This window comes from Caulobacter sp. ALps2 (assembly GCF_058681635.1).
Map to the genome: position 1 here is coordinate 1,855,270 of NZ_CM178743.1, position 12,913 is coordinate 1,868,182.

Below are 12,913 nucleotides of genomic sequence, written 5' to 3' on the forward strand. Positions count from 1 at the left end.
GCTCCGCCCGGAAAGGGCCGTCCACTAGAAAGGAGACGGTCTGGAAGCCCGACCTGAGCCGGGGGTGGTTTAACCATGTCACGGAACGCGGGTTTGTCAAGGAGGGTGCGATCGCACTTAAGCTTGACTACGGGGTCGAACGCGCCAGCGGCGAGCCGGCGGGCGACTCCAGGGGCGCCAGCGCGGCGTAACGAGCGATCAGAGGATCGGCGGCGGCCTGGGCCAGAACCCAGTCGCGGAAGGCGGCGATCTTGCGCACCCGGGCCCGGTCGCTGGGATAGGCCAGCCAGTAGCCGCCAGTGTAGCGCGCCACCACGTCGAACGGCATGACGAGGCGCCCCTCGGCCAGCTCGCGGGCGAAGAAGATCGGCGAGCCCAGGGCCGCCCCGTGGCTGGCCAGGGCGCTGGCCACTTCCAGGGCCTGGGCGTCGGAGGCCAGGCGCGGGGTCAGGCGATCGTCGGCCACCGCGACGCCGGCCGCCTGGAACCACTCCTCCCACTCGCGGGCGATGCCGATGCGGGGGATGTCCAGCAGGTCCTCCGGCCGCGACAGGCCACCGATCCGGGCCAGGAACTCCGGCGAGACCAGCGGGGTCTGGACGGCCGGCACAAGAAAGTGGGCGGTCATGCCCGGCCATCTGCCCTGGCCGCCGCGCAGGGCCATGTCGACGCCCTCGCGCGACAGGTCGATGACCCGGCTCGAAGCCTCCAGCCGCACGGCGATGCGCGGGTGGGCGATCTGGAAGCCGCCCAGGCGCGGGGCCAGCCACTGGCCGCCCAGGCTCTGGACGGTGGTGATCGACAGCACGCCTTCCTCGACCTCGACCAGGTCGGAGACCGCCGCGCGCAGCAGGGAGATCGCCTCGGTCGCCGCTCGCGACAGGCGCTCGCCGGCCGGGGTCAGGGTCACCTCGCGCGGCAGGCGGTTGAACAGCGGCTGGTCCAGGCGCTGCTCCAGGGCCTTCACCTGCCAGCTGACGGCGGCCTGGGTCACGCCCAGCTCGTCGGCGGCGCGGGTGAAGCTCTTCAGGCGAGCGGCCGCCTCGAACACGCGAATGGCGGCGAGCGGCAGGCGGGAAAGAATGTCTGGCATAAGTCCAGCTTATGCATAGCCAAGGACGCCGCGTTTGTCACCCGGTCGCTGAACGACGATCTTCCACGTCATCGGCAGCCAAGGAGGGCCGCGATGATGGACCAGGCGCTCAAGATGCATAAGGAAACTTCGTTCGGATGGCTGCTGGCCCTGCAGCAGCTGTGGGCGGCCCTGCGTACGCCCAGCCCGCCCGAGAAACACCCGCGCCTGATCGCGCCGCGATAAGGCTTCCGCCGCATGCGCTCCCCACGTCCCGAAGACGGGCGGGGCGCGCGACGTGACCGACGGTTTGACCCGGCGCGGGGCCATGGCCGCCCTTCTAGCGTCCAGACTAGGCGCCAAAGAAAAAGGCCCCGGCGTTTTCCGCCGGGGCCCCATTCAAGTCCGAAAAGCCGGAGCTTAGTCTTCCGACGAAGCCGTGGCCGCGACCTTCGGGCCGCCCGAACGCTCGGCGATACGGGCCGACTTACCGCGACGGTCGCGCAGGTAGTACAGCTTGGCGCGACGGACGACGCCGCGACGCTTGACTTCGATGCTTTCGATGCTCGGCGAGAGCAGCGGGAACAGACGTTCCACGCCTTCGCCGAACGAGATCTTGCGGACCGTGAAGCTCTCGTGGACGCCCGTGCCGGCGCGGGCGATGCAGACGCCTTCGTAGGCCTGAACGCGCTCGCGCTCGCCTTCCTTGATCTTCACGTTGACGCGCAGGGTGTCGCCGGGACGGAAGTCCGGGATCGCGCGGACGGCCAGCAGACGGGCCGCTTCTTCTTGCTCGAGTTGAGCGACGATGTTGATCGCCATGGTCTATTCTCCTTTGGGCTTTCCCCTTTTGGGGACGCCTTTTGCCTGTTGATTGGCGAGATGCGCGTCCCAGAGGTCGGGCCGCCGCTCGCGGGTCGTTTCTTCACGCATACTTTTGCGCCATTGGTCGATCCGCTTGTGATCGCCCGATAGCAGCACCTCGGGGATATCCCGTCCTTCGAACGTCCGCGGTCGCGTGTACTGCGGATGCTCCAGGAGGCCGTCCTCGAAGCTTTCCTCCAGCGTGCTCTCGATATTCCCCAGAACACCCGGGGCAAGTCGAACGCACGCCTCGATCACGACCATCGCCGCCGCCTCGCCACCGGCGAGAACCGCGTCTCCGACCGAGACCTCCTCGAACCCCCGGGCGTCGAGCACCCGCTGATCCACCCCCTCGAAACGGCCGCACAGCACCACGATACCGGGCGCCTTGGACCACTCTCTCACGCGCGCCTGGGTCAGGGGCCTGCCCCGGGCGCTCATGTACAAAAGCGGCCGACCATCGAGGTCCACGCTGTCCAGCGCGGAGGCGATGACGTCCGCTTTGAGCACGGCTCCCGCGCCGCCACCCGCGGGGGTGTCGTCGAGGAAGCCGCGCTTATCCTTGGAAAAGGCCCGAATGTCCAGTGTTTCCAAACGCCACAGGTCCTGTTCCTTCCAGGCGGTCCCGATCATCGAGACGCCGAGCGGGCCGGGAAAGGCCTCGGGGAACATGGTCAGGACGGTGGCGGTGAACGGCATGGGCGCTCTTTAGCCCACGAAGTCCCGGAGTCGAAGGGGGCGTCGAAGGGGCGTTCACCAACGGCGTTTTCGGCTTGTTCACCCTCCTGGGCCAAGTTCAGGGCGAAAAACCTCGCCTGAGACCCGCCCCATGTCGACCCCGAGCCGCCTCATCCGACGCCTGAGCGAAGGCGCCCACGCCTTTGGCGGCCGTCTGCGGCGCGACCAGCGCGGCGCGATCGCCGTCCAGTTCGCCCTGTTGGCCATCCCGCTGTCGGTCCTGGTCTTCGCCCTGGTCGACCTGGGGCGCATCGGCCTGCAGCGGCGCCAGATGCAGGACGCCCTGGACGCCGCCACCCTGATGGCCGCCCGCTCGACCGCCACGACCAACGCCGAGCTGGAAGCGATCGGCGACCCGGCTTTCGAGGCCGAGATCGAGAGCCTGAACCTGGGCCTGACCGCCGCGAACGCCACTTTCAAGAACGGCGCGACCAACCATATCATCGGCACGGCCAGTGGGACCTTGAAGCCGGTCATCGCCAACCTGTGGACCGGGACCAACTTCAATGTCGTGGCGACGTCGGACGTGGTCCGCTCGTCCAAGGATCTGGAAGTGGCGGTCGTGCTGGACATCACGGGTTCGATGTCCGGCTCGCGGATCACAGACCTGAAGACGGCGTCGTCCGACCTGGTGGACATCATCGTCCGCGACGTCCAGACGCCGTTCTATTCGAAGGTGGCGATCATCCCGTACTCGGTCGGCGTCAATGTCGGCGCCTATGCCGACGCCGTTCGTGGCCCCGTCCCGGTCCGCGTCATCACCAAGATCACCAAGGCCAACCAGGCGGTGGTGACCTCGAATGGCCATGGGTTCATCGTAAACGACCAGATCTCGTTCTCGGGCGTCTTGGGCATGACGGCGCTGAACGGCAAGACCTACAACGTCAAGTCCGTGACGACGAACACCTTCACGATCGACGCCAACACCTCCAACACCAACGCCTACACCTCCGGCGGCTCGGCCACCTGCGAGAAGAGCACCAATCCGGGCTGCAAGGTTCTGGCCTTCACCAGCGCCAGCGGCACGTCCGAGGAGCGCGACATCAGCACGTGCGTCAGCGAGCGGACGGGGTCGAACGCCTATACCGACGTCGCGCCCAGCACCGCGTACGTGGGCACCAACTATCCGACGACGAAGGACGACAGCAACTCGGCCAACCCCTGCCCGGCCGCGACGATCACGCCGCTGTCCAGCGACAAGACCATGCTGAAGTCGCAGATCAACGGCCTGGCGATCGGAGGCTCGACCGCCGGCCAGATCGGCTTCGCCTGGGGCTGGTACATGGTCTCGCCGGACTTCGGCTATCTGTGGCCCAACGCCTCCCAGCGGCCGGCCGCCTATCTGACCAAGGATCTGATGAAGGTCGTGGTGCTGATGACCGACGGCGCGTTCAACACCCCTTACTGCAAGGGCGTCATCGCCAAGGATGCGGGCTCGGGCAGCGGCTCGAGCAGCGACCACATCAACTGCAACGCCACCAACGGCGACCCCTTCGCGCAGACCAAGAAGATGTGCGACGAGATGAAGAAGTCCAAATACGGCCTGACCATCTACACGGTCGGCTTCGACGTGGACGACAGCACCGCCAAGAGCATGCTGCAGTACTGCGCCAGCAAGAGCGAGATGGCCTTCTTCCCCGCCAACGGCTCTGAGCTGAAGACGACGTTCAAGTCGATCGCCCAGGAAATCTCGGCGCTGAGGATCGCTAAGTAGGTCTTGGATCTCCTCCCCCTCTGGGGGAGGTGGCCCAGCGGGCCGGAAGGGGCATCTCGGCCTTGGCCGGCGACGCCCCCTCAGTCGCTTCGCGACAGCTCCCCCAGAGGGGGAGCAGAGACCCTGTTTTCCCTACGCCAGCTTGATCTCGCGTAGCCGCTGCTGGAGGAACTCGTCGGCCGTGATCGATTCCGGATAGCGGTCCGGGTTCTCGGGCGTGACGCAGTTGGGCAGCGTCTTGATCTCGTAGTCGGACGCGAAGTGCAGGAAGAACGGCGTCGAGTAGCGCGGCAGGTGACGGCGCTCGGGGGGCGGGTTCTGCACGCGGTGGATGGTCGAGGGCAGGACGTGGTTGGTCAGGCGCTCGAGCATGTCGCCGATGTTGATGACGATGCAGCCCGGGGGCGGGTTGATCGGCAGCCAGTCGCCGTTGCGGTCCTGCAGCTCCAGCCCGCCTTCCTCGGCGCCCATCAGCAAGGTGATGGTGTTGATGTCGCCGTGGGCGCCGGCGCGCACGCCGGTGGCGTCCAGCGGGATCGGCGGGTAGTGCAGCAGGCGGAGTACGCTGTTGCCGTCCTGGACGGTCGGCTTGAAGAAGTCGCGGTCCAGCTTCAGGTAGGTGGCGATGGCCTCCAGGACCTTGCCGCCCATGGTGTCCAGCGCGTTGTAGAACCAGCTGACGTCGTGCTTGAAGGCCGGGATCTCGGCCGGCCAGACATTGTCGGCCATGGTGGCGCGGAAGCGGTGGCCGGGCGGCAGCTCGCGGCCCATGTGCCAGAATTCCTTCAGGTCGTGATGCGTGGCGCCCTTGGCGGTCTCGACGCCGAACGGGATGTAGCCGCGCGCGCCGCCCTTGACGCCGGCATATTGTTTCTTGGTCTCGACCGGCAGGGCGAAGAAGGCCTTGGTGTCGGCGATGGCCGCGTCGATGCGGTCCTGCGGGATGTCGTATTCCGACAACACGGCGAAGCCGTAGCGCTCGAACGAAGCGCCCAGCTCCTGGGCGAAACGCGGGAAGTCCTTGCCGTAAAGGGTGAACGAGATCGGTTCGATGGCGGAGGTAGACACGTCGGCGAGCCCCAAAAGAGCGGGTGTGAGATGAGTAAGTCCCTTATTACTACACCGAGCCGAGGGCGAAACGAAGACCGTTCATCCTGGTGTCAGGTGCGATAGTGGAACTTGACCGTAACAAGGGCGTTTGCCCGTTGACCTGATCTACAACAAAGACACGAGGGTTGCGACACATGGCACATTTTGGGCGCAAGACTGCTTTGGCCGCCGTCCTGATGGGCGCGATCGGCCTGACCGCCTGCACCACCACCGATCCGTATACGGGCATGCCGGTGCGCAACAACACCGGGACGGGTGTCCTGACCGGCGCGGGTGTCGGCGCCGTGCTGGGTTATCTGACCAACACCAACAAGGGCGAGCAGGGCCGCAAGAACGCCCTGATCGGGGCCGGCATCGGCGCGCTCGCGGGCGGCGCCATCGGCAACTACATGGACCGCCAGCAGGCCGACTTCCGCCGCAGCCTGGAAGGCTCGGGCGTCATGATCCGCCGTAACGGCGACCAGATCGTGCTGGTCATGCCCAGCGATGTCACCTTCGCCGTCGACAAGTCCGACGTGCAGCCGCAGTTCACCCGTGTTCTGGACGACGTGGCTCGCACGCTGAACGCCTATCCGCAGACGACGATCGACGTCGTGGGTCACGCCGATTCGAGTGGTCCGGATGACTACAACCAGACCCTGTCGGAACGTCGCGCCAGCGCGGTGGCCGGCTATCTGACCGGACCAGGCCGAGTGTTGACCGACCGTGTCTTCGTGGCCGGCATGGGCGAGCGCCAGCCGATCGCCGACAACGCCACCGCCGCCGGCCGGGCCCAGAACCGCCGGGTGGAGATCATTCTGCGGCCGCTCACGCAGTAACGCTTAAGGGCGCGGAATTGTCGCGCCTTTGATCCAAACGGTTGCTTTTCCCTCGCGCCGTCGCCAATTCGTTCTCCTTATCGAGACGGCGCGAGGTCGAAGTGAACAAGTTGGCGAGCCAAGGCGTCAGTCTGACCAAGCAGGCCCATGGCCTGACCGAGGACCTGATGACGCCGAACGCGGCCGTCTACTGGATCGACCTCGTCATTTCGGTCGCCCTGATGTGGGGCGGCTTCCACGTCGCCGCGACGACCGCCAGCCTGGCGCTCGGCCTCGCCGCGGGCCTGGTCAGCGTGTTGGCCCTGTACAGGGCCTTGAGCTTCATCCACGAACTGACCCACCTGCGCGCCGACGAGACGCCGGGCTTCCTGTTCGGCTGGAACGCCCTGGTCGGCGTGCCGCTGATGACTCCGTCGCTGATGTACGAGGGGGTGCACAACATCCATCACATCAAGGACCGCTTCGGCACCGCGCTGGATCCGGAATATCTGCCGCTGTCGCGCTTCACGCCGCTGAAGCTGGCCGCCTTCCTGTTCGTCGCGTTGCTGGCGCCGCTGGGCGTGATCCTGCGCTCGGCGGTCCTGGTCCCGCTGTCGTTCGTGATCCCGGCCCTGGGCCGCTACGTGAAGACCAAGCTGTCGGCGCTGATGATCAATCCCGACTTCGTGCGGGAGGACCTGCATCGCTGGCGCGTCGGCTGGATCGCCCAGGACGTCGCCTGCTGGCTGTGGTCGTGGGCGGTGATCGCCGCGACGGTCGCGGGTTGGCTGCCGGTGCGGTTCGTGCTGACGGGCCTGGCGATCTTCGCCGTCGCCACCTTCGTCAACCAGGCCCGCACCCTGGTCGCCCACCACTGGGACAACGACGGGGGCAAGATGACCCTCGACGAGCAGTTCCTGGACTCGGTCAACGTGCCGCCGCCGAACCTGGCGTCCGAGCTGTGGGCTCCGGTCGGTCTGCGCTATCACGCCTTGCACCACCTGCTGCCGCGCCTGCCTTATCACAACCTGGGCAAGGCCCATGCGCGCCTGGCCCAGGCGTTCGCGGCGGACTCGATCTATCATCAGGCGTCCGAGAATGGCCTGTTCGAAGCCCTGGCGGACCTCTTCCGCCGCGTGGGCCGGAAGGACGTCGAGACACAGCCGGCGCGCTAAACGACAGTCCAGGCCCGCCCGCCGCCGCGGAGGGCGAGCCGCGAGCGGCCGGACAAAAAAAGCGACGCGGGACCGGCGGGGCCTCGCGTCGCGTAAAGGCTTGGGCTGTTTTCACGCGGTGGTCCGACCGAACCCGAGTCCCCCACAGCTGGGCCGACCGGACCTGACCGCTCAGCACGAGAACGCTGCCAAGGGAATGGATGCGTCGGCCTCGTGCTAGGGCACCCCGTAGAGCCCGGTGGCGGGGGGAGCAACCAAGGTTCCCGCCTTTGAGACGGCCAGTCATGAATCTGAGACTCCGCGCACGTGGGTATCCCGGACATTGACGGCTCGCGTCTTTCGGCGTCTGGCTCAAGGCTCGCGTATCGTTGGTTCGAGTTGCTTGCATGCCGCCTTCGCTGCCCCAGTTTCAAGCCGGCACCCGGATCACTCCGGGCCGCGAAGGCGCGGAAGCCTATGCCGAGGCTATCGCTCCGGTATTCGACACTCGCTTGCGCGACGCGGCCGAGCGCGGGCCGGACCTAGGGATCAACAGCTTCAACATCGGCCCGCTGCTGCTGGGCCAGGCCCATATGAGCGGTGGTGTGTTCGGCTATGGCCGCGACGCGCGCAAGATCGCCGCCACGGGGCTGGAGCTTGTCCTGGTGCAGATCATCGTCGACGGCGAGGACCACCGGCGCGCCGGTGGCGGCGAGACCGTGGCGCGGCCTGGCGACGTCTGCCTGCTGGATCTGACTCGCACCTTCCAGTCCGAGACGACCCACTGCACCAACATCAACCTGGCCCTGCCGCGTGACGCCTTCGACGCCCGCGACATCGACCTGGACCCGCTGCATGGCCTGGTCCTGCGCCGCGAGAGCGCCGGAGCCAAGCTGCTGAAGGCCCATGCCGAGAGCCTTATGCGGGTGGCGCCCGACCTGCTGCCGGAGGAGGCCTATGGCGTCGGCCGGGCGACCACCGACCTGCTGGCCGGCCTGACCCTGGGCCATCGCGGCGAGGAGACGCGGCGGGCGGCGGCCGAGACCCAGCGCGCCCGGATGCGGCGGTTCATCGACGCCAATCTGCACGACCCGGACCTGGACGCCGAGCTGCTGTGCCGCCGCTTCGGCGTGTCGCGCGCTTCGCTCTATCGGCTGTTCGCGCCGCTGGGCGGGGTCAGCGAGCACATCCGCAACCGCCGCCTGCGCCGGGTGTTCGAGGCCCTGTCGGACCCGGCCCAGTCGCTGGCCATGAGCCAGGTGGCCGAGCGCTACGGCTTCACCGTCTGGTCCAGTTTCAGTCGGGCGTTCAAGACGCGGTTCGGCATGACGCCGGGCGAAGCGCGCGGACAGGGCGCGTCCGCCGCCGCCCGCGCCAGCGTCCAGAAGGCCGCGAACGGCGGGCTGCCGGACTGGCTGAAGGCGTTGGACGCCGCCTAGCCCCTCCTTGTCCTAGGTCGTACCCTCCTGCTGCGCTCGTTCGCGCAGTTCCTCGTCCAGGCTGGCCGTGTCCCAGGCCCCGCCGGCGTCGCCCGGACGCATGCGGTGCAGGTCGGCGTCCAGCAGCCGGTCCATGGTCTGGGCCGCGTCGCGCGAGGCCAGGATATAGGCTTCCTCCTGGCCCCACATCGGGCGCAGCTCCTCGAACACCCGCCGGTCATGGCGGCGGAAAAAGGCCGAGGCGCGGTGGGCGCGGTGGGCGCGGAAGCCCAGCTTCTGCAAGGCGGTGGTCCCCATCGCCAGGGCCGACTCAAAGGTCTCGCGCTCGACCGCGTCGGCGCCGTTGGCCAGCAGGTCGTAGGCGTGGCGGCGGTCCCAGGCGCGGGCCAGGATGACCAGGTTCGGGAAGGCCTTGCGGGCGGTCTCCACCAGCTCGACGGTCTTCTCGCGGTCGTCCAGGGCGACGATCAGCATGCGGGCCCGTTCGGCCCCGGCGGCGCGCAGCAAATCGAGGCGCGTGGCGTCGCCATAGTGCACCCGGCGGCCGAAACGGCGCAGCAGCTCGATCTGCTCGATGTCGCTGTCCAGGATGGTCGACTTGAAGCCGTTGGCGGTCAGCAGGCGGCCGGTGATCTGCCCGAAACGTCCGAAGCCGGCGATGATGATGTCCGGTTCGCCCTCGTCGAAGTCGCCGGTGTCGGGGACCACGTCGGGAATGGCCGCGTCCATCAGGGCCGCCACGCGCTCGTACAGGATCATGGCCACCGGGGTGAGCGCCATCGAGACGGCGACGGCGGCGGTGAGCAAGGCGGCCAGCTGCGCGCCGATCACGCCCGCCCCGACCGTGAAGCTGAGCAGCACGAAAGCGAACTCGCCGCCCTGGGCCAGGGCGGTGGCCACCGCCATCGCGCCGCGCTTGGGGGCCCCGAACAGGCGGGCGATGCCGAACATGACCAGGAACTTCAGGACCATCAGCCCGATGACGATGCCGGCCAGGACCAGGGGCTGGCGCGCCACCAGCGGCAGGTCGACGCCCGCGCCGACGGTGATGAAGAACAGGCCCAGCAGCAGGCCCCGGAACGGCTCGATGTCGCTTTCCAGCTCGCGGCGGAACTCGCTTTCAGCCAGCACCACCCCGGCCAGGAAGGCCCCGAGCGCCGGTGAGAGGCCCACGACCTGCATCAGGCTGGCCACGGCCACCACGATCAGCAGGGCCGCGGCGACGAAGATCTCGCGCAGGCGGGCCTTGGCGATGAAGCGGAACAGCGGGCGGACCAGATAACGGCCGCCGCCGATCACCCCGCCCACGGCGGCGAACACCGACAGGGTCTGGGCCCAGATCGGCAGGTGGGCGACCAGGCTGCCCCCGCCATGACCGCCGCCCGCTTCGGCGTGATGCGCCGCGCCGGTGGCCAGCAGGGGCAGCAGGGCGAACATCGGGATCACCGCCAGGTCCTGCAGCAGCAGCACCCCGAAGGCGGCGCGGCCGACCGGCCCTTGTCTGAGCCCTTTCTCGTCCAGGGTCTGGAGCACGATGGCGGTGGAGGACATCGCGAGAACCAGGCCGACCGCCATGGCCGTCTGCCAGGGCAGGCCCAGGGCGAGGGAGGCGACGGCGATGGCGCTGGCCGTGCCCAGCACCTGCGCTCCGCCCAGGCCGAAGATGGCCTTGCGCATGTCCCACAGCATCGAGGGCTGCACCTCGAGGCCGATCAGGAACAGCAGGATGACGACGCCGAATTCGGCGAATTTCATGACGTCGGCCTGCTCGCCGACCAGGCCCAGGGCGAACGGGCCGATGACCACGCCGGCGATCAGGTAACCCAGTACCGAGCCGAGCCCCAGCCGCTTGGCGATCGGCACCGAGATGACGGCCGCGCCCAGATAGACCAGGGTCTGGGTGAGGAAGTTCTCCATGCCGTCCTTAAGCCTCCACGCTCTTTGGCGTCAGCGAGGCCACGCGCGCCTTGTAGCGCTCGGCCTCGGCCCTCAGGGCCGCGTCGTCTTTCACCGAAGCGCCGTGAACCACGAACGGCGTCTCCCATTCCATGCCGCACAGGTGCGCGGTCTGCTCCAGCGGCCGCAAGAACTCGTCCATCGAGAACCGGTTGTAGCCGTGCATATGGTAGGCCTTGGCGCTGGCGCCGGTGGTGCAGGCCACGAACAGGCGCTTGCCCTTCAGGGCCTCGCCGTCCTCGCCATAAGCGAAGCCGTGCAGCCAGACCAGATCCAGCCACTCCTTCATCAGGGCCGGGGTCGAGTACCAGTACAGCGGGAACTGCAGGGCGATGACGTCGTGCTTCACCAGCGCCGCCTGCTCGGTCTCGATGTCGACCACGAAGTCCGGATAGGTCTCGTACAGGTCCTTGAAGGTGACGCCGGAAAGGCCCTTGGCCGCCTTGGCCAGGGCGCGATTGGCGCGCGAGCGTTCAAGCGCCGGATGGGCCAGGACCAGAAGCACCCCCGGGGTGGCGGGCGTCACGGAGCCGGTGTTAGCGTCGGACATCAAGCGGCCCTTCCGGAAATAATTTCATCAAGGGTTGAATTTCTTCGTGGCTCGGGCGACACGGTTCGCCAAACACGGGACTACTATCACCGGGATAGGGAGACACCATGGTCGACAAGGTGAAGACAGACGCCGTCGAGGCCCTGGCCGGGCTGTTGTTCGACGGCATGACCATCATGGCCGGCGGCTTTGGCCTGTGCGGCATTCCCGAGAACCTGATCGCGGCGATCCGCGAGGCGGGGACGAAGGACCTCACGGTCATCTCCAACAATTGCGGCGTCGACGGCTTCGGCCTGGGGATTCTCCTCGAAAACCGCCAGATCAAGAAGATGGTCTCGTCCTATGTGGGCGAGAACAAGCTGTTCGAACAGCTCTACCTCAGCGGCGAACTGGAGCTCGAGTTCAATCCGCAGGGCACGCTGGCCGAACGCATTCGTGCGGGCGGGGCGGGCATCCCGGCCTTCTTCACGCGCACTGGCTACGGCACCCTGGTGGCCGAGGGCAAGGAAGTCCGCGAGTTCGACGGCGAGATGTACGTGATGGAGCGCGGCCTGGTCGCCGACCTTTCGATCGTCAAGGCCTGGAAGGCCGACGCCGAGGGCAACCTGATCTATCGAAAGACCGCCCGGAACTTCAATCCGATGATGGCCACGGCCGGCAAGAAGACCGTCGTCGAGGTCGAGGAGCTGGTCGCGATCGGCGCCCTGGACAAGGACGCCATCCACACGCCCGGCATCTATGTCGACCACCTGGTCAAGGGCGCGAAGTTCGAGAAGCGCATCGAGCGCGTGACCACTCGCCAGAAGGAAACCGCGTAATGGCCTGGACGCGCGACGAGATGGCGGCCCGCGCCGCCAAGGAGCTGCGGGACGGCTTCTACGTGAACCTCGGGATCGGCATCCCGACCCTGGTGGCCAACTACATCCCGGAAGGCATGCACGTGACGCTGCAAAGCGAGAACGGCATGCTGGGCATGGGTCCCTTCCCCTATGAGGGCGAAGAGGACGCCGACCTGATCAACGCCGGCAAGCAGACGATCACCGAGCTGGATTCGAGCTCGTACTTCTCGTCGGCCGACAGCTTCGCGATGATCCGCGGCGGCCACATCGCCCTGTCGATCCTGGGCGGCATGCAGGTGGCCGAAAACGGCGACCTGGCCAACTGGATGGTGCCCGGCAAGATGGTCAAGGGCATGGGCGGGGCCATGGACCTGGTGGCCGGCGTCAAGCGCGTGGTGGTGGTCATGGACCACTGCGAGAAGTCCGGCGCGCCGAAGCTCCTGAAGCAGTGCTCGCTGCCGCTGACCGGCGCTGGCGTGGTCGACCTGCTGATCACCGAGCTGGGCGTCTTCGAGATCAATCGCGGCAAGACGCCGGTGAAGCTGATCGAGCTGGCGCCGGGCGTGACGGTGGACGAGGTCAAGGCCAAGACCGAGGCGACCTTCGAGGTTTCTCTCTAAGCCCAAGACCCGTGTCATCCCGGATCGGCCCCGCGGGCCGTCCGGGATGACACTTGAATT

12 protein-coding genes and 1 pseudogene are annotated in these 12,913 nt (G+C 67.4%); 6 read left to right on the top strand and 7 right to left on the bottom strand.

Going from position 1 to position 12,913, the window contains the following annotated elements; translation table 11 throughout:
* Window positions 1-127: 127 nt before the first annotated feature.
* The 3 genes from ACW173_RS08875 to trmD all read right to left on the bottom strand — a co-directional run bounded on the left by ACW173_RS08875 (window position 128) and on the right by trmD (window position 2,635).
* Window positions 128-1,093 carry a LysR substrate-binding domain-containing protein gene (locus ACW173_RS08875; protein ID WP_492084666.1) on the bottom strand — a complete coding sequence of 322 codons (966 nt, stop codon included), beginning with the start codon at window positions 1,091-1,093 and terminating at the stop codon, window positions 128-130.
* Window positions 1,094-1,492: 399 nt separating this feature from the next.
* On the bottom strand, window positions 1,493-1,894 hold the full coding sequence (gene rplS / locus ACW173_RS08880) for a 50S ribosomal protein L19 (RefSeq protein WP_492084668.1): 402 nt from the start codon (window positions 1,892-1,894) through the stop codon (window positions 1,493-1,495).
* Between the two features lie 3 nt (window positions 1,895-1,897).
* The gene (trmD, locus tag ACW173_RS08885; protein WP_492084669.1) at window positions 1,898-2,635 is read right to left on the bottom strand and encodes a tRNA (guanosine(37)-N1)-methyltransferase TrmD; all 738 of its coding nucleotides are present in this window, start codon (window positions 2,633-2,635) and stop codon (window positions 1,898-1,900) included.
* Between the two features lie 130 nt (window positions 2,636-2,765).
* On the opposite strand from trmD, the gene ACW173_RS08890 reads away from it, so the two are divergent.
* The gene (locus ACW173_RS08890; RefSeq protein ID WP_492084670.1) at window positions 2,766-4,388 is read left to right on the top strand and encodes a ubiquitin-activating E1 FCCH domain-containing protein; all 1,623 of its coding nucleotides are present in this window, start codon (window positions 2,766-2,768) and stop codon (window positions 4,386-4,388) included.
* Window positions 4,389-4,520: 132 nt separating this feature from the next.
* Here ACW173_RS08890 and ACW173_RS08895 read toward each other — a convergent pair whose 3' ends face one another.
* On the bottom strand, window positions 4,521-5,456 hold the full coding sequence (locus ACW173_RS08895) for an isopenicillin N synthase family dioxygenase (protein ID WP_492084672.1): 936 nt from the start codon (window positions 5,454-5,456) through the stop codon (window positions 4,521-4,523).
* A gap of 176 nt (window positions 5,457-5,632) precedes the next feature.
* On the opposite strand from ACW173_RS08895, the gene ACW173_RS08900 reads away from it, so the two are divergent.
* From ACW173_RS08900 to ACW173_RS08910, 3 genes are all read left to right on the top strand, one after another.
* Window positions 5,633-6,316, top strand: a complete 684-nt coding sequence (locus ACW173_RS08900; protein WP_492084673.1) for a YiaD family glycine zipper/OmpA-like lipoprotein — start codon at window positions 5,633-5,635, stop codon at window positions 6,314-6,316.
* A 101-nt stretch (window positions 6,317-6,417) separates the two neighbouring features.
* The gene (gene cerH, locus ACW173_RS08905) at window positions 6,418-7,470 is read left to right on the top strand and encodes a ceramide hydroxylase CerH (protein ID WP_492084675.1); all 1,053 of its coding nucleotides are present in this window, start codon (window positions 6,418-6,420) and stop codon (window positions 7,468-7,470) included.
* A gap of 386 nt (window positions 7,471-7,856) precedes the next feature.
* A complete protein-coding gene (locus ACW173_RS08910) occupies window positions 7,857-8,888 on the top strand; it encodes a helix-turn-helix domain-containing protein (RefSeq protein ID WP_492084676.1) in 1,032 nt (343 codons plus the stop codon).
* Between the two features lie 12 nt (window positions 8,889-8,900).
* Here the strand turns inward: ACW173_RS08910 and ACW173_RS08915 are convergent, their stop codons facing one another.
* The 3 genes and pseudogenes from ACW173_RS08915 to ACW173_RS08925 form a co-directional block, all read right to left on the bottom strand.
* Window positions 8,901-10,805, bottom strand: a complete 1,905-nt coding sequence (locus tag ACW173_RS08915; RefSeq protein WP_492084678.1) for a monovalent cation:proton antiporter-2 (CPA2) family protein — start codon at window positions 10,803-10,805, stop codon at window positions 8,901-8,903.
* A gap of 7 nt (window positions 10,806-10,812) precedes the next feature.
* Window positions 10,813-11,394, bottom strand: coding sequence for a glutathione-regulated potassium-efflux system oxidoreductase KefF (gene kefF / locus ACW173_RS08920; RefSeq protein ID WP_492084680.1), 582 nt, complete (start codon window positions 11,392-11,394; stop codon window positions 10,813-10,815).
* A pseudogene (locus ACW173_RS08925) lies at window positions 11,394-11,599 on the bottom strand (hypothetical protein). The gene kefF and the pseudogene ACW173_RS08925 overlap by 1 nt, the downstream one beginning before the upstream one ends.
* On the opposite strand from ACW173_RS08925, the gene ACW173_RS08930 reads away from it, so the two are divergent.
* Complete coding sequence (locus ACW173_RS08930) at window positions 11,502-12,212, top strand: CoA transferase subunit A (protein WP_492084681.1); 711 nt, start codon at window positions 11,502-11,504, stop codon at window positions 12,210-12,212. The pseudogene ACW173_RS08925 and the gene ACW173_RS08930 overlap by 98 nt on opposite strands.
* Window positions 12,212-12,853: a 3-oxoacid CoA-transferase subunit B gene (locus ACW173_RS08935; protein WP_492084683.1), complete on the top strand. Its 642-nt coding sequence runs from the start codon at window positions 12,212-12,214 to the stop codon at window positions 12,851-12,853. Before ACW173_RS08930 ends, ACW173_RS08935 begins: the two co-directional genes overlap by 1 nt.
* Window positions 12,854-12,913 lie beyond the last annotated feature (60 nt).

What these genes read in the sequence shown, in the direction of transcription:
- trmD (WP_492084669.1), bottom strand. Translation starts at nt 2,635, where the DNA reads ATGCCGTTCACCGCCACCGTCCTGACCATGTTCCCCGAGGCCTTTCCC.
- ACW173_RS08910 (WP_492084676.1), top strand. Translation starts at nt 7,857, where the DNA reads ATGCCGCCTTCGCTGCCCCAGTTTCAAGCCGGCACCCGGATCACTCCG.
- kefF (WP_492084680.1), bottom strand. Translation starts at nt 11,394, where the DNA reads ATGTCCGACGCTAACACCGGCTCCGTGACGCCCGCCACCCCGGGGGTG.
- ACW173_RS08935 (WP_492084683.1), top strand. Translation starts at nt 12,212, where the DNA reads ATGGCCTGGACGCGCGACGAGATGGCGGCCCGCGCCGCCAAGGAGCTG.
- ACW173_RS08915 (WP_492084678.1), bottom strand. Translation starts at nt 10,805, where the DNA reads ATGGAGAACTTCCTCACCCAGACCCTGGTCTATCTGGGCGCGGCCGTC.
- ACW173_RS08930 (WP_492084681.1), top strand. Translation starts at nt 11,502, where the DNA reads ATGGTCGACAAGGTGAAGACAGACGCCGTCGAGGCCCTGGCCGGGCTG.
- ACW173_RS08900 (WP_492084673.1), top strand. Translation starts at nt 5,633, where the DNA reads ATGGCACATTTTGGGCGCAAGACTGCTTTGGCCGCCGTCCTGATGGGC.
- ACW173_RS08890 (WP_492084670.1), top strand. Translation starts at nt 2,766, where the DNA reads ATGTCGACCCCGAGCCGCCTCATCCGACGCCTGAGCGAAGGCGCCCAC.
- ACW173_RS08875 (WP_492084666.1), bottom strand. Translation starts at nt 1,093, where the DNA reads ATGCCAGACATTCTTTCCCGCCTGCCGCTCGCCGCCATTCGCGTGTTC.
- rplS (WP_492084668.1), bottom strand. Translation starts at nt 1,894, where the DNA reads ATGGCGATCAACATCGTCGCTCAACTCGAGCAAGAAGAAGCGGCCCGT.